Here is a 21659-nt window from a genome sequence, read left to right as displayed (position 1 = left end):
GCACGGTAGAAAGGACCCATGCCGGAGCGCGACACCCCTGAGGGGGCCATGGACGATGTTGATGCTGTCACCAGGGCGGTACTGACCGCCTCCCGCCTGCTGGTGGCGGTCTCGGCCCGTTCCCTCGGCGAGGTCGAGGAACGGGTGACCCTCCCGCAGTTCCGGATGCTGGTCGTGCTGCACACCCGGGGTGCCACCAAACTGGTGGCGCTGGCCGAGCTGTTGCAGGTGGCGCCGTCGACGGCGATGCGCATGGTCGACCGGCTGATCGCGGCCGGGCTCGCGGACCGGCAGACCAACCCGGACAATCGGCGTGAGACGCTGCTGCAGCTCACCGAGGAGGGGCGGCGCACGGTCGAGGACGTCACCGCCCGGCGCCGCTCCGAGATCGCGGCCATCGTCGCCCGGCTCGGCCCCACGCAGCGGCTGGCCCTCATCGAAGCGCTGGGCGCCTTCAACAGGGCGGGCGGAGAGCCCCCGGCCGCGCCGTCGGCCGACAGCTCCGAACTGCACCCGCTCGGCTGGAGCATGGACGAGACGGTCGCCCACGACGTGTGAGAACCGCGGCGACCCCACGTGAGTCCGGTCATCCGGCGGCCGGTGACGCGCCGGGCGCGGGGGTGTCGGCCGGACCTGTCGTGACTCCCTGTGCCGGGACTCCCGGGGGCACGGTGATCGCGACCATCGGTGCCCCGGGTTGCGGCGCCGGGGGTGTGACCTGACTGGAGGGCAGTGTCGGCGGGCTCGTCTCCTGGACGTTGACCTGGTTGAAGTTGACCAGTCCGGTCGTCTCCATCTGGGTGATGTGGTCGAGGACCACGTCGTTCGCCTGGTCGGCGAGCCGGCGCACGAGGGTGTTCTGCGTGGTGGAGCGGACCTTGGCGATGGTGTTGAAGATCGAACCGTGAGTGACGCGCAGGGTGTTCGCGAAGTCGCTGTCGAACTGCTTGCCGGTATCCGACTTGAAGGTGTCCAGGAAGCCCTGCTGCTGCGGTGTCGGCTGGTTGGGGAGGGTGATGTTCAGCATCGGGGCGATCCTGCGGCAGCTCGCGTCGAGAGCGGCGTGCCCGATGACCAGGTGCCGGCCGGCTTCGCGGACGGCCGCGGTCGTTCCCTTCCGCAGGGCCAGCTCCCCCGAGGGGCTCTCCCACAGGCCGGCGGAGCGCACGAACACGACGAAGTTCCGGTCGGACTCGGTGAGCGGCCCCCACTGGGTCTGAGCGATCACGCGGGACTGGTTGGCCGACGTCGTCTGGACACCGAGCATGCTCGGATAGGCCAGGGCGGCCAGGGTCACGCTCAGTGCCCCGCCGACGAAGACGGTTCCGATCGTGCTGCGCGACTTGGGCATCGTGCCTCCTGGGGCGGACGGGACGTACGCCCACAGGTACGAGCCTCCACGGAAAGAGAACCTTTACCCGGAGTAAAGCTTGCACTATGCCAACATTCCGCTCCAGGCCGGCTGCTGACGGCCCTGCTCGGACGCACGAGCCCTTGTGGCGTGGTCCGGTGCCGGTGCGTCAGCCGGGTGCGTGGACCGTGCGGAGGGCGCTTTGGTGGCTGAGCCATCCGACGGGCCTGCCGTGTGCGTCGTCGAGGACGGGCAGGCCGGTGCCGGCGGCGGACAGCAGGGTGTGCAGGGCGTGGGCCAGGGGCTGGTCGGCGGTGATCGGGGACGGGGGTTCGGCGAGCTGCCCGACCCGGGTCGGTGCCGCCTCGGGCTGTTCCGCCAGGGCCTCGTCGACTGCCTGCGCGGTGACGACACCGACGTACGCGCCCCTGTCGTCGACCACCGGCAGTGCTCCGTGGCCCGACAGGCTCAGCAGGTCGGCGGAGTCCGCCAGGGTCGTGGACGAGGGCAGGGGTGAGGGCAGCGGTTCCATGACGGCGCCGACGTGCGGGGAGCCGATCGGGGCGCCGGGAGCGGGGCCTTCGAGGTCGATGCCGCGGCGGCGCAGTTTCAGGGTGTAGATGATGGCGCGGGTCAGCAGCTGCGCCTCGCCGCCCTGCCCGGCGCGAGCCGCCTGGTCGGCCTAGCGCCGGCCGGGAGGCGGCGGCCCGCCTTGCGGCAACTCGCCGCGGTGAGCCCGTGGTTCGTGGACAGCCCGGCTTCGAGCCCTCGCTTCCTGCGCTGCACGTCCCTTGTCGGGAAGGGTGCGGTGCCGCCTCGTTCCACAGACCCGGGAGGCCCCCATTGGTGACACGTCCGCAGCCCGGCCCCGCAGTCGTGGCCGCCCGACTGCGCGAAGCGCTGGAGGCCGCGGACTGCCGGCTGCTGGCCGCCGTCCTGCATCCGTACGTGTGCTGGAACCCCTCCGGACAGGCCGGTGCGAGCTGTCACACCCGCTCGCACGTCCTCAGCCGGTGCGCCCGCCTGCACGCGCTGGGACTGCGGGCGCGAGTCGAGGAGACCTTCACCTACCCGTCGGCCGTCGTCCTCGGACTGCGGATGCACGGCGCCGTGCCTCCCGCAGACCCGCAGACCGTGGTGTACCACGTGTTCGACGTCGGCGAAGGGCTGGTCACCCGCATCGGCGACTTCACCGACCGCGGCCGGGCCCTCGACGCCGCCTTCCCGCTCGTGCGTCGCGTCCGGTGAATCCTCGGCAGGACGCAGGTCCCCAGAGCGACGTCGGTGGCCGTCCTTTTCAGGCGGCCGCGACGAAGGTCGCGTCGATGGCGGTGTCGGTGCGGGCGTGAACGACCAGCCGGGGGCTCACGCTGTCGGCGTCGGCCTCCAGCAGGCGGCGCGCGGGCGCGCTGTGCGTGGCCACGGACATCAGGACGCCGAGCCGGCTGCACATGCGATGGGCGCGCAGTACCGCGCTGACCACCGGTGCTCCCGTGGCGGCCTCCTCGAGCACCACGACGACGGGCATCGGCCGGTAGGCATGGATGAGATCACTGATCTCGGTCGTGAGCGTGGCACGCCGGGCGATCCCGGGATCAGTGGAGACCGTGACGACGAGGACGCCACGTTCGAACGTATGAGACACCATGCCCCGTCCCCCTCCGCTTCCGATCGTTCATCGCGCAAGTACCCCGGGGGGATGGTGTGAATCAGGGGATTTGCGTGCTTTGTCGGGACGCACGGAACGCAGTCGGTGCGCGGCCTCAGGCCGGCGGGGCCGAGGTGCCGGCCAGGCGGACCGCGCACTCCAGCAGCAGAGCGTGGACGAAGGCCTGGGGCAGATTGCCACGCAGCTGCCGCTGACGAACGTCGTACTCCTCGGCGAACAGCCCCGACGGGCCGCAGGCCGAGCGGCTGCGCTCGAACCACCGGAACGCGTCGACCCGGTCGCCCAGGCGGTGCGCGGCCAGCGCCATGGCGAACCCGCACAGCAGGAAGGCGCCCTCGGCCTCGCCGAGATGTACCCCCGCGTGGTCGAAGCGGTAGAGGTACCCGTCCTCGGCCAGCCGGTCCGCGACGAGGGCCCGGGTGGCCGTGGCGGTGGGATCGCCCGCGGCGTGCAGACCGCGCGCCAGGGGCACGAGCAGGGCGGCCTCGGGGCCGTCGTCGTCGGCGGCCCGGCGCCAGTACCCGCCGGGGTGCAGGCAGCGACGCCGGGTCTCGGCATAGACGGCGTCGGAGAGGTCGGCGCAGCGGCGGCCGTCGGCGCCCGGCAGCACCTCGGCGATCTGGCGCAGACCGCAGACCACGCTCAGCCGGGAGTGGGTCCACCAGCGGTTCTCCAGTTCCCAAGGCCCGGCGTCCGGCCGCGTCCAGTTGCGTTCGATCGCACGCACCGCGACCCGGGCGGCCTCTTCGGTGTCGCGGGTGAACCGGTCCTGGCGGGCGGCGGCGGTGAACAGCTGAAGGACCTCGCCGAAGGCGTCGAGCTGGAACTGGTCGCCCGCCCGGTTGCCGACCCGGTCGCTGCCGCCGGGATAGCCGGGCAGCGGCAGCGTCTGCTCGCGTGGCATGGGGTCGCCGGTGACGGTGTAGGCGGGCCGCAGGCCGTCCCCGTCGGCCAGGACGCGTTCGGTGGTGAAGCGGACCGCGTCGTCGAGCAGTTCGTGCGGTCCGTGCGCGGCGACGGCCAGGCCGGCGTAGCACTGGTCGCGCAGCCAGGCGTACCGGTAGTCGTAGCTGCGCCCGGAGTTGGCCCGTTCGGGCAGGGACGTCGTGGCGGCGGCGACCATGGCGCCCGTAGTGGAGGTCAGTCCGCGCAGCACGGCGTAGGCATGGCCGGCGTCACGAGGCGCGGCCAGTCCTGAGCAGTCCGGCACCCGGTGCCCCCACGCGTGCTCCGTCGCGCGCCACAGCTCCCCGGCGTCCAGAGGGGGCGCGTCGTCACCGCGGGTGAGCTCCAGCACCAGATCGTGCTCCTCGCCCCGGCGCAGGTGGAACTCGCCGCTCAGGCCCTGCCCGGGGTCCCATGACGCGTGCCGTGCCCCGAGGAGCCGGAGCCGCAGCCCCTTGGCCTGCGCGACCCAGGTCCCGTCCTCGAGGCGTGGGCCGCTCATCCGGTGCTCGCCGAAGCCGGGACGCGCGTCCAGGCTCAGCCGCAGCCTGGCCTCACCCCGTACGACCCGCATCCGGCGCAGCAGGACGAGACGGTCCGGCGAGGCGGGCAGCGCCAGGGCGTCACGGCACTCGATCACGGAGTCCGGGCTCACCCACCGGTTCACCCAGATCAGGGAGCCCTCCGCGTAGGAGCCGCCCCACACGTGCCAGGGGTCGACCGGTGTCACCGCGAAATGCCCGGAGCCGCCGATCAGCGCGGAGAAGACGGCGTCGTCGTGCCAGCGCGGAGCGCACAGCCAGACGATCCTGCCCTCCGGATCGACCACCGCGCCGCGCTCGCCGTCGGCCAGCACCGCGTACTCGCGCAGCACCCAGGGCGGGCAGTCGCTGTCTACCGCGGAGGTGGGCGTATCGGTCATGTCTCCCGTCCGGCTCGGACCTACCGGGCTGGTCGGACGGAGACCGGCGGGGTGCTCCGGCCGGACCGACGGCGCCCGGAACCTGCTCGCCCGGCGGCCTCGCGAAGCAGGGCGCCGGTCGGTGACGCGCCGCCCAGGAATCCGCACATGCCGTCGGACTCGGCCCGTCACGTACGCGGCTCCGTCTCCGGGGCCACCGGGTGACCGGGGAGTACCCGAGTCCCGTGGCCGGAAACGCCCGCACGCGAACGGCCGGCGCCCCGCATGCCGCCGCGTCCGCCGGGAAACCTCGGTGGGGCAACTCGTCCGACCCGCGACCGCTTGACCTGCACTCCTGCGGGTACTGAAAGGTGTTGGTCAACGTCGGCGACCGGACGGGTGAGGAACATGGAAGCGTGCGCACAGCCTGGGGCCCTCGGGCCGCTCGACGTCGCCTTCGCCCGGGCGCCCGGCACCGTCTTGCAGCACTTCGCCGCCGCCCGTGCGGGCCTGACGGAGAAAAGCTGACCTCGCGTTGGGCGGACCCATGGGATTCCTGGCCCGCGTGGATGCCTACCAGCGACGCCACCGCTGGGTGGGCCTGCCGCTCGGGGTGGTGTACAAGTTCTACGACGACCAGGTCACCTACCTGGCCGCGCTGCTGGCCTACTACGCCTTCTTCTCCCTGTTCCCGCTGCTGCTGATCCTCGTCGCCGTCCTCGGAGCCCTGCTCCACGGCGACCCCGGACTGCGGCACCGTGTCATCGACTCCGCGCTCAGCGAGTTTCCCGTCATCGGCGACCAGATCGGCGAGAACGTCCACTCCTTCCACGCCAGCGGCGCCGCACTCGTGGTGGGCATCGCGGGCAGCCTCTACGGCGCGCTCGGTGTGGCCCAGGCCGCGCAGTACGCCCTCAACAAGATCTGGGCGGTGCCCCGGCACGCGCGGCCGGACCCCCTGCGTTCACGGCTGAAGGGCCTGCTGTTCCTGTCGATCCTCGCGGTGGGCCTGTGCGTGGCCACCGGGCTGACCACCGCCGAGGCCGCGGCCGGCGTCTTCGGCACCCGCCTCGCCATCGGCATCCAGATCGCCGCCGCGCTGGGGGCGACCGTCCTCAACGCCGCCCTGCTCCTGCTCGCCTACCGGGTGCTGATCCACCGCCGGCTCCCGGCGCGGAAGCTCTACGGCGCCACGCTCGGCGGCGCCTGCGCCTGGCAGGTGCTGCAGTGGGGCGGCTCGTACTACGTCGAGCACGTCCTGCGGGGCGCCACGGCCACCTACGGCATGTTCGGCATCGTCCTCGGCCTGCTGGCCTGGCTGTATCTCGGTGCCCTGATCTTCCTGACGACGGCCGAGGTGAGCTCGGTGCGCGTGATGCGCCTGTGGCCCCGCAGCCTGCTCACGCCGTTCACCGATCAGGTGCTGCTGAGCCCGGGGGACCGGCGCGCCTACCGGTCGTATGCCGAGACGGAGACCTTCAAGGGCTTCCAGAAGGTCCGCGTGCGCTTCGAGCCGCCGACCCGAACGCCGGGCGACGATCTGCCCGGGGAGGAGGGATCGTAGGGTCCCTGGCGCACCGTTTGGTGGTGAGCCGGTCGGGCACCCGGGCCGCCGCGGGAGGATCCGCACGTCACCGCCTCGCGCGGTCGCAGCGCCGCCGTGACGCGCGTGCCCGCCGGATCACCCCGCGGTCATGACGCCCGACGATCCTGCGGGAGGCCAGCCGATGAGCGAGCACACACCGTCCCAGGCCGAGGGCGAGCGAGACGACGACCCGTCCGGCACCCGCCCCGCCTACGACCCGCCCTGGACGACCCCCTCCCAGGCGGAGGGCGAGCGCGACGACGAGACCGAGGAGGAACGTCCCCTCGCGGGTGGAGAAGGACGACCGTCCGCAGACCCCCGGGCCCGTCACCCATGACCCTGTACGAGCGCTGCTCGCCGCGCGCGAGGAGGCGGCCACGCTCGTGCTCGTGGAGGGTCGGGCCGAGGTGGTCACCGTCGAGGAACGGACGTCGGACCGCTACTCCGGAGCCATGGACGTCATCTCCGGGGAAGACCTCGCCCGCCGGGCGGGCACCCGAGCACCGGGGGAGCAGGATCTGGAAGCCCTGGTCGGCATGGTGAACACCCTGGTCGGCAAGCTCGGGGCCTGAAGCCCGTGTTCCGGCAGGTCCCTGATCACCACCGGCCGTAGGTCCGGTCGGGGGCGACGGCGGGAACGGCCGCGGACAGCAGACCCGTGATGGTCGCGCCGATCACCAGGAAGACGGCGGCGCTCGCCAGTTGGGCGCCGATGTCCAGGGCGTGGGTGAAGGGCAGCAGCATCATGGCGACCGTCACCAGACCCGCGATCGTCGTGAAGAACGCCCGCGGCCGGGCGACGGTGACCAGCAGCAGATGCAACAGTCCCGTGGCCACCAGGGCGGCCACCACGGCTCACGCGGCGAGGTAGCCGGTGGTGGCGTCGCCCCACACACCCGCCCCGCGCGGCGCGAAGACCGCCACGTCCAGTACGCCGCGGATCAGCAGCGTGACCACGACGGCGGCGAGAGCTGCGACCACCGCCGTGGCGGCGCCGGTCGCCCACAGCCGTCCCGCCGCCACGCCGGTCGCCTGCCCGTCCTGGTAGCCGACCGGGCCGCGCGGCGGATAGTCCCCGTACGGAGCGGAGCCTGACACAAGATCACCTCACGGAGGTAGGTAACTGCGTGCTCCTTCGGGTGCCCCGCCTGCGCTGCGTGATGTGGCACCTGCGCCACGGGCGGCGGCGATCAGGCGGGCGCGGACGTCCGCCGGAACTTCTCGACGGCGGGCCGGCGTGACCGGGGTGAAGAAGTTGACGAGGTTGCCGTCGGGGTCGCGGAACAGCAGAGACCGGTTGCCCCAGGGCATCGTGGTGGGCTCGGTGACGAAGTCCGTGACGTACTCGGCCAGGTTCTGGTGCACGCGGTCCACGTCGTCGACGAGGAACTCGGTGATCACGCTCTGGTTGGCCGCCGGGCGGGCGGAGTCCGGGGCGAACAGGGGGACGGTACGGGTACCGGCGATCACGAGAGTGGCGTGTGCCGTCCTGATCTCGGCGAAATCCTCGGTCGCCCGGACCGCCGGCAGTCCCGTGGCCCGTTCGTAGAAGGCGACGAGACGGGCGACGTCGCCGGTGATGATGCGGATCGAGACGAACTCCATGGTGATCTCCCTGGCTGCTGAACCTGCTGTGGACTTCTTCGGAGAGGACCGCGTCGAACGGGCCGCCTCGGAAGCGCGCTGCACTTCGCAGACTAGGAGCAATAGAGGACAGAATCCGTCCTGTATCCGCTTAGGCTGTTCGCATGTCTGGACCCACCGGCCGTGTGCTGACACTCCTCGAACTGCTGCAGTCGGGCGGCACCCGGACCGTGGCCGAGCTCGCCGACCGGCTCGGCGTCGAGGGGCGGACCGTGCGGCGCTACGTGGACCAGTTGCTCGACCTCGACGTGCCCGTGGAGTCGGTGCGCGGCCGCTACGGCGGCTACCGGCTCGCCCCCGGGTACCGGCTTCCCCCGCTCATGCTCAGCGACGACGAGGCGCTGGCCGTACTGCTCGGACTGATCGCCGGTCGCCGGGCCGGGCTGACGCCGGAGCACACGGCGAGCGAGACCGCGTCGGCCAAGATCCGGCGTGTCCTGCCGAAGCGCACCGCCCGCCGCCTGGACGCACTCCTGGAATCACTCGACTTCACCGATGGGCCCGGAGCGGCCGCCGCCCCGGACACCGGAGTCCTGCTCACCGTGACCGACGCGGTGCGCCACCTCCGGCCCGTGTCGGTCCGCTACACCGACCGCGACGGACGGGTCAGCGAACGCGTCCTGCACCCGTACGGGGTGGTCGCCCACTCCGGTCGGTGGTACGTCACGGGACGGGACGCCCGGATCGGCGAGGACCGGACCTTCCGACTCGACCGCATCGCGGACGCCCGCACCCTGCCCGGCACGTTCGAGGTTCGCGAAGGCCCCACGCCGGCGCAGCGCCTGCTGTCGGGGTTCGCCACGGCCGAGTACCGGCACGAAGTGACCGTCCGGGTCCAGGGGACGGCCGAGCAGATCCGCGCCCGCCTGCCCGTCGGCGTCGCCACCCTGGCGGAGTGCGAACCGCCGGAAGGCGGGGGCGGAGGGTGGCTGCGTGTCGAGTTGCGGGCGGAGCGCCTCGACTGGCTGCCCGCGACGCTCGCCTCGCTGGACCGCCCGTTCGTGATCGAACGCCCCGACGAACTGCGCGACCGCGTCGCCGAGTTCGCCGCCCGGCTCGCGGCCTTCGCCCACCGGACCTGACACCGGGGCGTGGGTCCAAGGCTCCCGGCACCCGCAGTCGGCGGCGGGGCCATCGCGGCGGGCCCCGCGCGGGAGCGCCTACTGTTACAGCTGCTTGTACAGCGCGACGGCTCCGCCCCACAGGGCGCCCGGGTTCAGGCGGTCGGGGAAGCGTTCCAGCATGGCCTCGAAGAAGCCGAGCGCGTCGTCGTGCTTGCCGAGAAGCTCGTCGACGGCGTCGAGGTAGCGCCGGGTCTCGGCGATGGCACGGTCGGCGTCGTCGTCCAGTCGCTTGTTCTTGTGGCCGGTCACGATCCGGCGCGGGCGGAGCTCTTCCACCGCGGCGATGGCCGTGCGCCAGGCGTCGCGGCCCCCGTCACCGGACTCGGCCAGGTACTGGTGCACGCCGTTGTAGACGACGTCGCCGGCCACGACGAGTTCCAGGTCGGGGACGTGCAGGACGCTGGTCTCGTCGGTGTCGCTGTGGCCGACCTCGACGATGAGGAGAGCGTGTCCTTCGAGGGTGAGCCGGTTGCCCGGCACGGTGACGGCGGTGACCGGCGCGTCCGGGATCTGCTGGGGGAAGAGCCTGTCCCAGAAGACCGGGCGGAGGGCGACATTGCGGTGCATCTCGCTGATCGTGCCCTCGGTGGCGACGACCTGCGCCCCGAACCGGTCCGCCAGGACGCCGGCGGTGAACCAGTGGTCACCGTGGCCGTGGGTGGCGAAGATGTGCGTCAGGTTCTTGCCCGTCGCCTCCACCCAGTCGCCCACGGCCTCGGCCTGGGCCGACGTCAGCGGCGGGTCGATCAGTACGGCGTCCCGTTCGGCGTGGACGAGGGTGACGGACAGGGGCGAGAACATCCGCCGCTCTCCGTTGGGGACCGGTTCGGCGACGTTCTGCGCGATGGGGTCGGCGACGAAGACCTCGTAGCCGAGCGGACTGCTGGTGGACATGGGCGTTCCTAGTGATGGTTCGGGTGGGGATCGGGTGACCGGCCGGCGGCGGCCAAGGCGGCGTGGTAGGCCGGGCCTCGGACGACCGAGACATCGTCCTGGTGGACCAACTCGCCCTGGTCGTCCCTGAACTCGAGGTGTACAGGCCGGTCTGTGGCGGCCGCGTAGAGGATTCCCTGGCCCGTCTCCTGCGGGCGGTGACGGTCCCCCCACGCGCTGAGGGCGGCCAGGACCGGCAGGACGTCGCGGCCGGCCTCGGTGAGGACGTACTCCTCGCGGCCGCGCTCTCCCTCCTGCTGGTACGAGCCGCGTTCCATGAGTCCAGCGCACACCAGGTCGTTCAGCCGCTGGCCGAGGGTCGCGGTCGGGATGCCGATGCGCTGGAACTCCGCGAACCGGGTGCGCCCGAGGAAGGCCTCGCGCAGCAGCAGGAGGTTCCACTTCTGTCCCAGCACGCCGAGTGTGCGTGCGATCGAGCAGTGCTGATTGGCCGGCAGCGACAGGGCGTCCATGACCGGCAGCCTACTCTGACTCTGAAAACTGAAGCCAGGATCTGGCATCAGAATCTGAAGTCAGGGTGTGTGAGGTGCGTCGCAGGGTGTGCGGAGGGGGTGACCGGTGGGACGCGGTCAGGCGGCCTGCTGGGAGGCGGCCGCGTCGGGGTGCAGGTCGTCGAGGGTGAGCGGGTGCGCCGGAGGATCCGGCAGGGCGATCTGGCGGGTGACGTGGAGGTCGGGGCCGACGTGGAGCAGCTCGCCGGGCTCCAGCGGGCGCCAGTGGGGGTTGTCGTCCATGCGCTCGCTGGCGACGACGACCGCGGGATGAGCGGCCAGGTGCGCCGAGTGGACGCGCATACGGCCGTGGCTGCCGCTGTGGTCCAGATGCCTGCTGCCGTGCTGACCGCCCGCCGGGCGCTCCAGGACGTAGAGGTCGTGAGTGTCCGGGTAGCGCAGCGCCCACAGCTCGCTTGGGGTGATGAGGATCAGGTTCAGGGCGAAGAGGGGCACGTGCGCGGCGATCCAGCGGGCGGCGTCCCGCAGGCCGGCCGTGACGTCACCGTCGTGCCGGCGCGTCTCCCGGGTGATCAGCGCGAAGAACCGCTCGGAGTCGGTGTCGCCCCGGACCAGGGAGCGGTCCTCGCCCAGATGCTCGTCGAGCCGGTCGAGGCCGTCGATGACTCCGTTGTGCGCGAACAGCCGGCCGTCCTGCTCGAAGGGGTGGGTGTTGCGGACGTCCAGGCTGCCCGTGGAGGCGAAGCGCACATGGGCGACGAAGGTCGCCGACTCCTCCTGCCGGGCCTCCTGCGCGAAGGCGCGGTCGCGGTAGGCCGCGATGGGGGCCTTGTCCACGCGCGGGGTGCCGTCGGCGGCGAAGAGGCCGAGGCCGGTGCCGTCGGGGTCGCGGTGGCTCTGCCGGCTGAGGCTGTCCGGGGCGTCGAGGAGCCAGAAGGTGGCGTGGGTGCGGAGCGGGGCGCTGGTGAGGCCGAAGAGGCGGCACATGAGGTTCCTCCAGGACAGCCGGTCTGTGGTTCCGCGTGCGGGGTCGGCCGCGAACGGCGCTTTCTGTGGGTGGGGCGACGGAGGAGGGCTCTATCAGGAGTGTCCCCTCAGGCCCGGTGTGAATCCCGCACTCGCCGCCGCGTCTCCGGGGCCGGTGTCTCGCCTCACGGGGAACCGGCCTGACCGTACGCCGCGCGCCAGGCGGCGGGAGGCACGGCCTCCTGCCGTCGGAAGAAAGTGGTGAAGTTGCCGACGTCGCGGAAGCCGAGGCGCCGTGCGCAGCCGGTGACCGGGAGGTCGGTGTGGGCGAGGAGCCTCTTCGCCTCCAGCAGGATGCGCTGGTCGAGGAAGGTCTTGGCGCCCGTGCCGGCGGCGGCGCGTGTCGCCCGGGTGAGGGTGCGCGCGTCGTAGCCGAGTGCCCGGGCGTAGTCGGTCACCTGGTGCCAGTCGGTGAAGTGCGCCTCGACGGCAGCCCGGTAGGCGCGGAAGACAGCGGTGTGCCGGGTGCCGATTTCCGGCGCGTCGGTCGCGGTCGCTGTCTCGGGCAGCGTACGCAGGAGCAGTGCGGCCAGCAGGTGGGAGAGCAGGGCGGGAGAGGCCAGGTGCGGCGCGTGGGCCGCCGTCTCGTGCTCGCGGCTCAGGTGTTCGGCCGCGAGCAGGGCGAGGTCCAGGCGCTGCCCGTCCATCCGCCAGCTCACCGGCGCGGTGGTCTCCACGCTGGTGAAGCCGGGGAGGAAACCGGGCCGGAAGAGGACGAGCGGCCCGTCGCAGGCGTCGACGTCGCTCCAGCGGTGCACCGTCCCGGGCCGGATCCAGACGGCGCTTCCCGCCGACAGCGTGAAGGCGTGGAAGTCCGCCTCGTGGCTTCCGGTGCCGGAGCGGACGAGGGCGAAGACGTGGAAGTCGGGGCGCTGGGGGAGTGCGCGCCGCCGGCGGGGGTCCATGGAGCGCAGCCCGGCGAAGTCGAGCACCTCCACGCCATGGGGTGAGCCGATGGCGGGCAGGTAGCGCAGCTGTCGTACCGCATCGTGTCCGTTTTCCACAATCGCTGAGTCCCTTTTCACCGAGGGCCGGGATGCGCCCCACGTACCGTCGAAATCGACCTGAAAAGCAGGTCAGATAGTGCGGTCGAGAGTACGGCAGGGCGATGAACAGGTGCTTCGCCGAGCCGATGAGAGGTGCGGAGATGACGGAAACGACAATCCCGGTGACGGTCGCGGGCGGAGCGCTGGAGGTACGCGCCGGAGGCACGAGCGGGCCGGCGCTGGTGTTCGCCCACTACTGGGGCGGTTCCGCCGGGACATGGAACGGTGTGATCGTCCGGCTGCGACCGGAGCAGGCGACCGTCCGCTTCGATCAGCGCGGCTGGGGGGCCTCACGGGACCTGCCCGGCCCCTATCACCTCGACCAGCTCGCCGACGATCTCGCTCGCGTCGTAGAGACGTGCGTGTCGGGGCCGTACGTGCTGGTCGGGCACTCGATGGGCGGCAAGGTGAGCCAGCTGCTCGCGGCACGTCGGCCCACCGGACTGGCCGGGCTGGTCCTCGTCGCCCCGGCGCCGCCGCAGCCGCCCACCACGGTGACGGCTGAGTACCGCCGGGGTCTGTCCCACGCGTACGACTCGCCGGAGACGGTGCGCCACGCCGTGGAGCAAGTGCTGGCCGCCACCCCGCTGCCCGAGACGGAGTTGGGCGCCGTGATGCACGACAGTCTCGCCGCCGGTGACGCGGCCCGGCAGGAGTGGCCCCTGCGGGGGATCGCGCAGGACATCACCACGGCCGTACGCGGCATCGACGTTCCGGTGACGGTGCTGGCGGGGGAGAAGGACGTGGTGGAACCGTCGCGGGTGCTGCGCGAGTGCCTTCTGCCGCACCTCCCGCACGCCACTGTGACCACCGTCCCGGGTGTCGGGCATCTCGTCCCCCTGGAAGCACCGGAGGCCGTCGCGGCGGCTCTCCATGACTTCCTGGCCCACATCACGGGCCGAGCGGAGGCCGTGGCCGACGGCGGAGAAACGACAAACGGCGCCGGCATTCAGTGACCAAACAGGCGATTAGCGGCGGTTGCGGGCAAACCCAGACCTTGCGGTCGGCTGCCGGATAACTTCCTCATGTTGTCACACCGGGTGATCGTCCCGGTGCGATCCCGAGGAAGCCGTACGGAGGTGCGCCCATGGATCCGGCGACGTTGGTGGTGCAGGCCCTGGTCACGGGCGCGACGACAGGTCTCGGCGGTGCCGCTTCCGCCGCCGTGACCGATTCCTACCGGGCGCTGAAGGAAGCGCTGAGCAGCCGCCTCTCCGGCCGCCCCGGAGCCCTGGAACAGCTCAGCGCTCTGGAACGGCGGCCGGGGGCGCCCGCCGAGGGGCTGGTCCGCGAACTCTTGGTGACGGGGGCCGTGGACACGGAGGTGATGGAGCACGCCCAGCGCCTACTGGTCCTCCTCGCCCCGCCCGCGGCACCCCCCTCGGCCGGCGGGATCGATCTCCGCGAGGCCAAGGGCGTCCAGGTAGGCAACGGCACCACCCAGAACAACACCTTCCACTGAGCGGCCGTCCGCACCCGGAGAATCGAAAGAGCACGCAGCAGATGAAGAACAGCCGGATCAAGGGCGCCCAGGTCGGCGACGGGAACGTGCAGAACAACACCTATCTGCCCCCGCAGAGAGGCGGGCACCGCTCGCGGGTCCACGACTCCTCGGCGACCGTCACCGCGGGCGACCACGCCACGATCAACCAGAAGAACACCCACCTGAAGTTCTCGATCCCCGTGATCGGGCCTCTGCTGTCCATGACAGCCGCACATCCCGTGATCGCCGGCGCCGCGGCCCTCGTGGTCGTCGGGGGCGGAGGCCTCGCCACCAAGGCCGCCCTGTCCGACCCGCCCGCCACCGCGTCGACCGCACTGGTACGCGGCTTCCACCTGCAGGACAGCAACGAGGGCGCGCCCGTCGGGTACGACTTCTCCCACACCCCGCCCTCACGGGCGGGCACGAACACCGACGCGATCTATGTCTCGGGCGGCTATCTGAACGCCACCAACGGCAAGCTGGCCGACTGGGATTCGAAGAAGCTCCCCACCGCGTCCGACTGCCGTAAGGCGGTCGCCCGACATCCGGTCCGCCAGACCGTGCTCTGGTCCCTCGGCATCACCTGCTACGTGGACCGCGACGGCAACCCGGGGTACATCCAGGTGACCGGCTCCGACAGCGAGTCCACGATCGTCGACACCGCTCATCTGCGATGAGCGGGCCCGCCGACGCCGCTCGCGAGGCGGCCGCGATCAGCGCAGGCGGACCGGAAGGGAACGGTGGCCGTTCGAGATGAAGGAATCGACCGGCTTCAACTCCTCCTGGCCCACCGCGAGTCGCAGTTGCGGGAAACGGCCGAACAACGCCGGCAGCGCGATCCGCGCCTCCAGCCGTCCCAGCGGTGCGCCCAGGCAGAAGTGCGCTCCGTAGCCGAAGGCCAGGTGCTCCTTGTCGACGCGGGTGACATCGAAACGGTCCGCGTCGACACCGTGGCGGCCCGGGTGGCGTCCGGCGGCGGCGTACGCGGCCAGGATGGCCTCGCCCTTGCCGATCACGACTCCTTCGGGACCGCCGAACTCCGCCATCGCCAGGTCTTCCACGGCGTACCGCAGCGGCAGGCTGGCGACCGGTGCCTCGACGCGCAGGGTCTCCTCGACGACGTCGTCCCAGGAGGCGTCGCCGCCACGGACCAGGGCGAGTTGGTCGGGGTGGGTGAGCAGGGCGTGGACGGCCTTGTCGAGGAGGTTGACCGTGGTCTCGTGACCCGCGCTGACCATGAGCATCAGCGTGTCGAGGAGTTCCTGCTCGCTCAGGCGGGTGTCGCCCTCGTCGTCATGGGCCGCGATGAGCGCGGTGGTCAGGTCGTCACCGGGCGACTTCCTTCGCAGCGCGACGAGTTCGGCGAGGACGGCGTAGAACCGGGCGTACGTTTCGGTGACTTGCTCGGACGTGGCGGAGGTGTGGAAGACACCGTCCACGACGGCCCGCAGTTCGGTCCCCAGTTCCTCGGGCAGGCCGAGCAGTTCGCCGATCACCCGGATCGGCAGGGGGTAGCAGAACTCCTCGCGCAGATCGACGGTTCGTCCGCTCTCGCCCGCCGACTCGACCTGGTCCAGCAGGACTTCGGTGATCTCCTCGACCCGCGGCCGGAGCGCAGCGGTACGGCGTGCGGTGAACGCCTTGGAGACCAGGGCGCGCAGGCGTTTGTGCTCGTCCCCGTACGCGGTGAACATGTTCTGCACGGCCACCCAGCTGAACAGGGGCCAATCCGGCGCGATGTCGCCCCTGATGAAGCGGGACCAGTGCCGACGCGCGTCCTTCGAGACGCGGGGGTCGGTGAGCAGGCGCTTGAGCAGGCCGGGGTCGCTGACGGCCCATGCCTCGACGCCGTCGGGGAGCGCGACCGGGGTCACCGGGCCGCGGTCGCGGATCCGGGCGGCCTCGCCGTGGATGTCGCCGCCGGTCGCGTCGATCACTAAGGGGTTCTGGCCGACGACCAGGGGATCGGGGTGTGCCATCGCAGCCTCCGAGGATCAGGAAGATCACCGTACGCACGGCAAATTACGTCGCCGTGGCGTGGCCGCACGAGACCGCCCGGCACGAACCGTCACGATTCGTGCCCGCGACCGGCACGATCCGGCCGAACCGCACCTGCCCGGTGCCGCTATGACCCGGTGCCGTCGTGGAAGGCTCCGTCCGTGAGGACCGGCACCACGGCGCACGCGTCGAGTTCGGTCGCGACGGCCACGTCGTCGGCGAAACCGCTTCGGGCCAGTTCAAGGCCCGAGGAGCACGAGGCCACGGCGGCGGCGACGTCGGACGTCTGGGTGAAACAGGCCCGGGCGGCGGCCGCCTCGGGGGAGAGGGGGCCGGCGCCTCGCGCCCCCAGTGCGTCGATGACGGCCCCGGCGCCCAGCAGGTCCTCCAGCGCCGGGCGCAGGCTTCCGTCCGGCCACCGCTCACCCGCGGCGATCACCACGAGGGGACGCTGCGTGGTGCCGTGCCCCTGTCGCGCCAGCAGACGTCCCACTGCCGCGGCATTGCGCAGACAGCCCGCCACGACCGTCGAACCGGCCGCCGCCGCGGAGATGGCCGACCCGTTGGGCGAGGGGAGCACGAGACGGGGCGTGAACGGCGCCCGCCGGAGGGCCGCCGGAGACAGCGACCACGGCGAGGCCGAGGTGACGGCTCGCCGGCCCACGGCCAGTGCCGCCCCCTTGTCCCGGGCGAACGCGGCTGCCGTCTCGTCACGCCACGCACAGGGAAAGACCCGGGTGCCCGCCTCGACGGCGACGGTCACCGATGTCGTGAACGACAGCACGTCGACGACGACCAGGCAGACGGTGTCGGACGCCAGGTGCCGGGCGCCGACGGGGCCCCACTCGAACCGGACTCCGTACCGCCGTTGCAGGAACCAGTCGCTCATGGCGGCGAAGTCTGACACCGGGGCGATCGACGAGGAGGGAGATCCAGCATTCTGCTCCCGCCGCGGATCGAGGCAGCGGAGCAAATAATCGGTTGTCTCCCGGCGGTGGCCGTGGATGCAATGACCGGCATGGTCACCCAGGTGCGCCCGCAGGGCCGAGACGCGCGTCGGCCAGTCCTGGTACGCGGCGATCGGGGTGAACCGCCGACGACTCGCGAGGCGGGAGCTGCCGACGCATGAACACCTCACCCTCTCCGTCCGGTGCCGAGCGGGCCGTCCGGATCGGTGTCCTCGTTCCGCTCACCCGGCCCGGCTGGGTCGAGTCCGGCCGGCACCTGCTCGCCGGACTCGAACTGGCCGTCGAGGAGGTCAACGAGGCCGGAGGGATCGGCGGGAGACCACTGGAGCTGGTCGTCCGCGACACCGCGGCCGACCCGGGCAAGGCCACGGCGGCCGTGGAGGAACTGGCTCAGCTGGGTGTCGCGGCCCTTGCGGGGGAGTACCACAGCGTCGTCGCCCGCGCCGCAGCCGCCCGGGCCGACGCCCTCGGTCTGCCCTTCCTCTGCTCGTCGGCGGTGCTCGACGCGCTCACCGAGTGGCCGACGGACTGGGTCGCGCGCATCGCCCCGGCGCAGTCGTACGGCTGGCGCGGCTACGCGGACTTCCTCCTCGGCGCGGGCCACCGCCGCGTCGCCGTGGCGACCGAACCGAGCGTGTACTGGGCCTCGGGAGTCGGCATCCTCCGCGACCGACTCGCCTTCCGCGGCGTGACCTTGACCGAATGCGATGCGCGTACGCTCACCCCCGCCGCCCTGTGCGACGAAATCGCCGGCCACCGGGCGACCGCCCTCCTCCTGCTGGTCGGCTTCCCCGAACCGGCCGTGCCGATCGTCAGGCGCGTCCGCGACGACCCGCGCCTGGCCGGGATCACGCTGGGCGCTCCCGCCGGGCAGCCGGAGCTGGCCGAGTGGGCGGCACTGCTCGGTGACGACGGTGCCGGCGTCCCGTTCCTGCGCTACCTGCCCGAGCGGATGACCCCGCTGGGCGCCCGCGTCGACGCGGTGCTGCGCGAGCGGCTGGCCGGGGCGCCCTCCTTCGTGGCCTTCGAGGGGTACGACACGGTCCTCGTCCTCGCCGAGCTGCTGCGAGCGCACGGCACGGACCGGGCGCGCACGGCCGCGTCCTGGCCGCGCGTCGCCGTCGAGGGCACCCGTGGACGGATCCGGTTCACCCGCCGGCCCGGCATCGGCGTCTGGCAGTGGGCCTGGGCGCCGGTCCAGGTCGTCGACCGGGATCCGGAGCATCCCGACCGCTTCCGCGTCCTGCACACCGTCAGGTAGCCCACCTCGGGCCCTCATGGGCGTCGGCTCCGGCGGGCGCACCCGGCACACCGGCCCTGGTTCCCCCCCGGCGCTGTTCGCGCGAGCGACGAGTCGAGGCGGGCGCCGAGGGCGTCGAGGGGGTGTGCGAGTCTGGGCAGCGTTGCAGACGCGCTGTGGGACTGGAGGATGAGGGCGATGCGGGAGGCCTATCACAAGGAACTGGAGTCGATCAGCGAGGCGCTGGTGGAGATGGCGAACCTCGTCGGCTCGGCCATGGGCCGCGCCACCGGCGCCCTGCTCGACACCGATCTCCGGCTCGCGGAGAGCGTGATCGACACCGAGGGCCAGGTGGAGGAGCTGCAGCGGAATCTGGAGGAACAGGCGATCGCGGTACTGGCACGCCAGCAGCCGGTCGCCACGGACCTGCGCGTGGTGGTCACCTCACTGCGGATGAGCGCGGACCTGGAGCGCTGCGGCGTCCTCGCCCAGCATGTGGCCAAGCTGGCCCGGCGCCGCCACCCGCAGCACGCCGTGCCCCGTGATCTGCGCCGGACGATCCTGGAGATGGGCCAGCTCGCCCAGCGCCTCATGGCACAGGCGGCCGAGGTCCTCATCACCCAGGACGTCGACGCCGCCCTGCAGTTGGAGCGGGACGACGACCGCATGGACGAGCTGCACCGCATGATCTTCCAGCACCTGATGGACGAACGCTGGCACCACGGCGTGGAGACGGCCGTCGACGTCACCCTGGTGGGCCGCTACTACGAACGCTTCGCCGACCACGCCGTCTCCATCGCCCGCCGGGTGGTGTACCTGGTCACCGGCGAACACGCGGACGACTACCAGCCGGACACCCCGGTCATCCACTGAGAGCGGTGAGCCCGCGCGACCGGCGGGCTCGCCGTCCGTCACAGGGTCGCGGTCGTCTGCTCCCCGGCAGCGCTGCCCGTCAGCCACTGGTCCCAGGACAGGTTGAAGTCGGCGTAGCCGTTGTCGGCCGGCGCCTTGGCGCGGGGTGAGCCGGTGATGGTCACCGGGTCGCCCTGCTTGACCTGGCCGTAGAACCACTTGGCGTCCGACATGGACAGGTGGACGCAGCCGTGCGAGCCGCGGGCGCTTCCGCTGCCCGGGTAGGGGTCGCCCGTCGAGTAGTGCACATAGGTGCCGGACTGGGTGAGGTGGACGTCCCAGGGCAGGGTGAGGTCGTAGTAGTTGGCACTGCCCTTGTCGCAGCTGATGCCGACACTGCAGGAGGTCATGTGGACCTTCTCCTGCTTGTCGATGACGGCCATCGTGCCGTTCCAGGTCGGGTACTCGGCGCTGCCCGCGTTGATCGACAGGGTGCGCACCAGCTTGCCGTTGCGGGTCACCTTCATGGTGTGGCCGGTCACCGAGACGTCCGCGCGCACGTCGTCGCCGATCTTGAAGGTGTGCGTGTAGCCGTGCACGCCGTAGCGTCCGTTGCCGTTGCTGACGCCCTTGAGATCGGCGTCGATCTTGACGGTCGTACCGGAGGGCCAGTAGTTCTTCGGCCGCCAGTCGGCGCGCCTGTCGCCCATCCAGTGCCAGGCGCCCGCCACCGGCTGGGAAGCGCTCACCTTCATGTGCTTCTCGACCGTGGCCCGCGCCTTCGCCGCCACCGGGTTGCTGAAGATCACCGAGATCGGCATGGCCACGCCGACCGTGTTGCCCGTCTGCGGGGTGATGGTGTCCAGCAGCATCGGCGGGCCCGCGGGCTTCGTCGGCTTGGGCGAGCTGCTCGCGCTGGCCTTGCCCGAGGCCTTCCCGTCGTTCGCACTCGCCTTGTCGCCGCCGCCCCCGCCGCAGGCACTCGCGCCCATCAGCGTCGCGACCGTGACGAGTGCGATCCCTATGCTGCCCTTGCGCCGTCCCACGCCGTGCTCCGCTCTCTCTCGCTCCCCGGCCCTGACGGGCCCGCCTTTCTGTCAGACAGTGATGCACGGGGGCGCAGTTGCGTGCGGCACATAGATCTTTAGTGATCCACGTCACTTGAGCTGCCGGATCGGGCCGGTGTCGCGGGCCGTGGCACGCGCTGCGGGACGAGGCCCGCCGCGGCGGCTGTCAGGGGAACCTGGGCGATGTCGAGTCGGGTCGGCTCGGTGAGGTACCGGGCCAGTGCCGGGGAGCTCTCGCGGTAGGCCGGATCGTCGTCGTAGCGTCGGCGGGCGGTCGCCGAGACGTACTGCCTGTCCTCTCGATGGCCGATGGGCCGGTGCAGGGGCCTGAAGAGGCGATAGAGGCCCGTCCGGGACTCGTGCACCGGGCCCATGGGGTCCGCCCGCACGCGGAAGTCGATGCTCCGGTCCGGTTTCATCACGGCCGGTCCGCGCGCGCTGAACGCCTCGGCGTCGAACTCCAGACCGGCACGACGCGCCTGTTCCACCATCCACAGCAGGGCGATGTCGGACAGCCCGGTCTCCCGCTCGCCGCCGCCTACGTCGCAGTGCACGCCGGTGAACCAGACCTGCTCCAGCGTCTGGCCACCCGCCGCGGCCTCGGGCCGCTGGTTCCACAGCGTCGGCCGGAACGCCTCGCGCCGCTCGTCGATCGCCAGCGCGTGCCGGGCCACCCGGACCCGAGGACCGAGGTCGGTGTCGTGGAACGCCCAGCGGCGGTTGACCAGACGCACGACCGGAGCCAGCCAAGGGGGACCCGGTACGGGGATGCCGAGGGCGCCGACCGTGTCCCACACTCCGATGAAGTGGATGTCCGTCTCGTGCGCGTAGGCCCGCCGGAAGAGGGTGGAGGCCGCGCCGTTCGGCTTCTCGATCCGGCTGCGGTACAGCGCCCACGCCTCCTTGGTGCGGTGGGCGTTGCGGCGGCGCAGGATTCCGCTGTTGTTGATCAGCCCGGCCAGGCTGCGGGCGGTGAACGCGCCCCGGCTGAAGCCGAACAGGTAGACGTCGTCGCCGGGTTCGAAGTTCTCGACGAGGAAGCGGTAGGCGCTCAGGACGTTGTGGGACAGGCCCACGCCGAACGCCCCGCCGCGCAGGTGTTCTCGCCGGCGGGTGCCGACGCCGCTGTGGTAGTACACGCGCTGTGGTGTCCCGTCGGCGGAGCTGGGGAGAACGGCCAGGGCGACCTTGGTGACATTGGTCTTGCTGGGCTGGTCGGCGAGATTCCATGTCCCGTCGCAGCAGACGACCAGACGTCTGGCCATGTCGGGCCTCCTTTCGGGCGCCTCACACGGCACAGGGGTGCCGCCTTCATGGTCGCACCGCCGACGAGTCCTGCGAACCGTCCGTACAC

At 71.8% G+C, this 21659-nt stretch carries 24 protein-coding genes and 2 pseudogenes; 11 read left to right on the top strand and 15 right to left on the bottom strand.

Going from position 1 to position 21659, the window contains the following annotated elements:
• The first annotated feature begins 18 nt into the window (after window positions 1–18).
• Window positions 19–558, top strand: a complete 540-nt coding sequence (locus tag LN251_RS30760) for a MarR family winged helix-turn-helix transcriptional regulator (RefSeq protein ID WP_058927405.1) — start codon at window positions 19–21, stop codon at window positions 556–558.
• A 28-nt stretch (window positions 559–586) separates the two neighbouring features.
• On the opposite strand, the gene LN251_RS30755 is transcribed toward LN251_RS30760, so the two are convergent.
• Window positions 587–1351, bottom strand: a complete 765-nt coding sequence (locus LN251_RS30755; protein WP_458247434.1) for a DUF4142 domain-containing protein — start codon at window positions 1349–1351, stop codon at window positions 587–589.
• Between the two features lie 169 nt (window positions 1352–1520).
• Window positions 1521–1994 (bottom strand): annotated as a pseudogene (locus LN251_RS30750) (CBS domain-containing protein); the annotation flags it as partial.
• 203 nt (window positions 1995–2197) lie between these two features.
• On the opposite strand from LN251_RS30750, the gene LN251_RS30745 reads away from it, so the two are divergent.
• Window positions 2198–2599 (top strand): hypothetical protein, encoded by a 402-nt coding sequence (locus tag LN251_RS30745; RefSeq protein ID WP_458247433.1) that lies wholly within the window; start codon window positions 2198–2200, stop codon window positions 2597–2599.
• A 49-nt stretch (window positions 2600–2648) separates the two neighbouring features.
• Here the strand turns inward: LN251_RS30745 and LN251_RS30740 are convergent, their stop codons facing one another.
• Together LN251_RS30740 and LN251_RS30735 are read right to left on the bottom strand one after the other, a co-directional pair.
• Window positions 2649–2999, bottom strand: a complete 351-nt coding sequence (locus LN251_RS30740) for a hypothetical protein (protein WP_458247432.1) — start codon at window positions 2997–2999, stop codon at window positions 2649–2651.
• Window positions 3000–3114: 115 nt separating this feature from the next.
• A complete protein-coding gene (locus LN251_RS30735; RefSeq protein ID WP_458247431.1) occupies window positions 3115–4887 on the bottom strand; it encodes a glycoside hydrolase family 15 protein in 1773 nt (590 codons plus the stop codon).
• Window positions 4888–5413: 526 nt separating this feature from the next.
• On the opposite strand from LN251_RS30735, the gene LN251_RS30730 reads away from it, so the two are divergent.
• The 3 genes from LN251_RS30730 to LN251_RS30720 all read left to right on the top strand — a co-directional run bounded on the left by LN251_RS30730 (window position 5414) and on the right by LN251_RS30720 (window position 7023).
• Window positions 5414–6430, top strand: coding sequence for a YihY/virulence factor BrkB family protein (locus tag LN251_RS30730; RefSeq protein WP_458247430.1), 1017 nt, complete (start codon window positions 5414–5416; stop codon window positions 6428–6430).
• A gap of 163 nt (window positions 6431–6593) precedes the next feature.
• On the top strand, window positions 6594–6788 hold the full coding sequence (locus LN251_RS30725; protein ID WP_458247429.1) for a hypothetical protein: 195 nt from the start codon (window positions 6594–6596) through the stop codon (window positions 6786–6788).
• Window positions 6742–7023, top strand: coding sequence for a hypothetical protein (locus tag LN251_RS30720; protein ID WP_458247428.1), 282 nt, complete (start codon window positions 6742–6744; stop codon window positions 7021–7023). The genes LN251_RS30725 and LN251_RS30720 overlap by 47 nt, the downstream gene beginning before the upstream one ends.
• Before the next feature lie 25 nt (window positions 7024–7048).
• Here LN251_RS30720 and LN251_RS30715 read toward each other — a convergent pair whose 3' ends face one another.
• From LN251_RS30715 to LN251_RS30705, 3 genes and pseudogenes are all read right to left on the bottom strand, one after another.
• Complete coding sequence (locus LN251_RS30715) at window positions 7049–7300, bottom strand: DUF6069 family protein (RefSeq protein ID WP_458247427.1); 252 nt, start codon at window positions 7298–7300, stop codon at window positions 7049–7051.
• A gap of 6 nt (window positions 7301–7306) precedes the next feature.
• Window positions 7307–7549, bottom strand: coding sequence for a hypothetical protein (locus LN251_RS30710; protein WP_458247426.1), 243 nt, complete (start codon window positions 7547–7549; stop codon window positions 7307–7309).
• 92 nt (window positions 7550–7641) lie between these two features.
• Window positions 7642–8056: pseudogene (locus tag LN251_RS30705) on the bottom strand (VOC family protein).
• A gap of 143 nt (window positions 8057–8199) precedes the next feature.
• Here LN251_RS30705 and LN251_RS30700 point away from each other — a divergent pair.
• Window positions 8200–9177, top strand: coding sequence for a helix-turn-helix transcriptional regulator (locus LN251_RS30700; protein WP_458247425.1), 978 nt, complete (start codon window positions 8200–8202; stop codon window positions 9175–9177).
• Window positions 9178–9261: 84 nt separating this feature from the next.
• Here the strand turns inward: LN251_RS30700 and LN251_RS30695 are convergent, their stop codons facing one another.
• The 4 genes from LN251_RS30695 to LN251_RS30680 all read right to left on the bottom strand — a co-directional run bounded on the left by LN251_RS30695 (window position 9262) and on the right by LN251_RS30680 (window position 12655).
• On the bottom strand, window positions 9262–10113 hold the full coding sequence (locus LN251_RS30695) for an MBL fold metallo-hydrolase (protein WP_458247424.1): 852 nt from the start codon (window positions 10111–10113) through the stop codon (window positions 9262–9264).
• 8 nt (window positions 10114–10121) lie between these two features.
• Window positions 10122–10625: a winged helix-turn-helix transcriptional regulator gene (locus tag LN251_RS30690; protein ID WP_458247423.1), complete on the bottom strand. Its 504-nt coding sequence runs from the start codon at window positions 10623–10625 to the stop codon at window positions 10122–10124.
• A gap of 117 nt (window positions 10626–10742) precedes the next feature.
• The gene (locus tag LN251_RS30685) at window positions 10743–11612 is read right to left on the bottom strand and encodes a class II glutamine amidotransferase (protein ID WP_458247422.1); all 870 of its coding nucleotides are present in this window, start codon (window positions 11610–11612) and stop codon (window positions 10743–10745) included.
• A gap of 164 nt (window positions 11613–11776) precedes the next feature.
• A complete protein-coding gene (locus LN251_RS30680; RefSeq protein WP_458247421.1) occupies window positions 11777–12655 on the bottom strand; it encodes an AraC family transcriptional regulator in 879 nt (292 codons plus the stop codon).
• 143 nt (window positions 12656–12798) lie between these two features.
• Here LN251_RS30680 and LN251_RS30675 point away from each other — a divergent pair, with 143 nt between their 5' ends.
• The 3 genes from LN251_RS30675 to LN251_RS30665 all read left to right on the top strand — a co-directional run bounded on the left by LN251_RS30675 (window position 12799) and on the right by LN251_RS30665 (window position 14857).
• Window positions 12799–13653, top strand: coding sequence for an alpha/beta fold hydrolase (locus LN251_RS30675; protein WP_458247420.1), 855 nt, complete (start codon window positions 12799–12801; stop codon window positions 13651–13653).
• A 131-nt stretch (window positions 13654–13784) separates the two neighbouring features.
• The gene (locus LN251_RS30670; protein WP_458247419.1) at window positions 13785–14159 is read left to right on the top strand and encodes a hypothetical protein; all 375 of its coding nucleotides are present in this window, start codon (window positions 13785–13787) and stop codon (window positions 14157–14159) included.
• A gap of 41 nt (window positions 14160–14200) precedes the next feature.
• The gene (locus LN251_RS30665) at window positions 14201–14857 is read left to right on the top strand and encodes a hypothetical protein (protein ID WP_458247418.1); all 657 of its coding nucleotides are present in this window, start codon (window positions 14201–14203) and stop codon (window positions 14855–14857) included.
• A gap of 36 nt (window positions 14858–14893) precedes the next feature.
• On the opposite strand, the gene LN251_RS30660 is transcribed toward LN251_RS30665, so the two are convergent.
• Both LN251_RS30660 and LN251_RS30655 read right to left on the bottom strand, forming a co-directional pair.
• Window positions 14894–16159, bottom strand: a complete 1266-nt coding sequence (locus tag LN251_RS30660) for a cytochrome P450 family protein (RefSeq protein ID WP_458247417.1) — start codon at window positions 16157–16159, stop codon at window positions 14894–14896.
• A gap of 146 nt (window positions 16160–16305) precedes the next feature.
• Window positions 16306–17067 carry a 2-phosphosulfolactate phosphatase gene (locus LN251_RS30655; protein ID WP_458247416.1) on the bottom strand — a complete coding sequence of 254 codons (762 nt, stop codon included), beginning with the start codon at window positions 17065–17067 and terminating at the stop codon, window positions 16306–16308.
• 236 nt (window positions 17068–17303) lie between these two features.
• Between LN251_RS30655 and LN251_RS30650 the strand changes: the two genes are divergently transcribed.
• Window positions 17304–18407 (top strand): ABC transporter substrate-binding protein, encoded by a 1104-nt coding sequence (locus tag LN251_RS30650; RefSeq protein ID WP_458247415.1) that lies wholly within the window; start codon window positions 17304–17306, stop codon window positions 18405–18407.
• A 177-nt stretch (window positions 18408–18584) separates the two neighbouring features.
• Window positions 18585–19259, top strand: coding sequence for a phosphate signaling complex protein PhoU (phoU, locus tag LN251_RS30645; RefSeq protein ID WP_458247414.1), 675 nt, complete (start codon window positions 18585–18587; stop codon window positions 19257–19259).
• Between the two features lie 38 nt (window positions 19260–19297).
• On the opposite strand, the gene LN251_RS30640 is transcribed toward phoU, so the two are convergent.
• Together LN251_RS30640 and LN251_RS30635 are read right to left on the bottom strand one after the other, a co-directional pair.
• Complete coding sequence (locus tag LN251_RS30640; RefSeq protein WP_458248197.1) at window positions 19298–20230, bottom strand: L,D-transpeptidase; 933 nt, start codon at window positions 20228–20230, stop codon at window positions 19298–19300.
• 152 nt (window positions 20231–20382) lie between these two features.
• On the bottom strand, window positions 20383–21570 hold the full coding sequence (locus LN251_RS30635) for a DUF2235 domain-containing protein (protein ID WP_458247413.1): 1188 nt from the start codon (window positions 21568–21570) through the stop codon (window positions 20383–20385).
• Between the last annotated feature and the right edge of the window lie 89 nt (window positions 21571–21659).

Source organism: Streptomyces sp. MAI_2237 (assembly GCF_054189285.1).
Note: the sequence above shows the minus strand (reverse complement) of the source record. Positions and strands in the feature narration are given on the sequence as shown.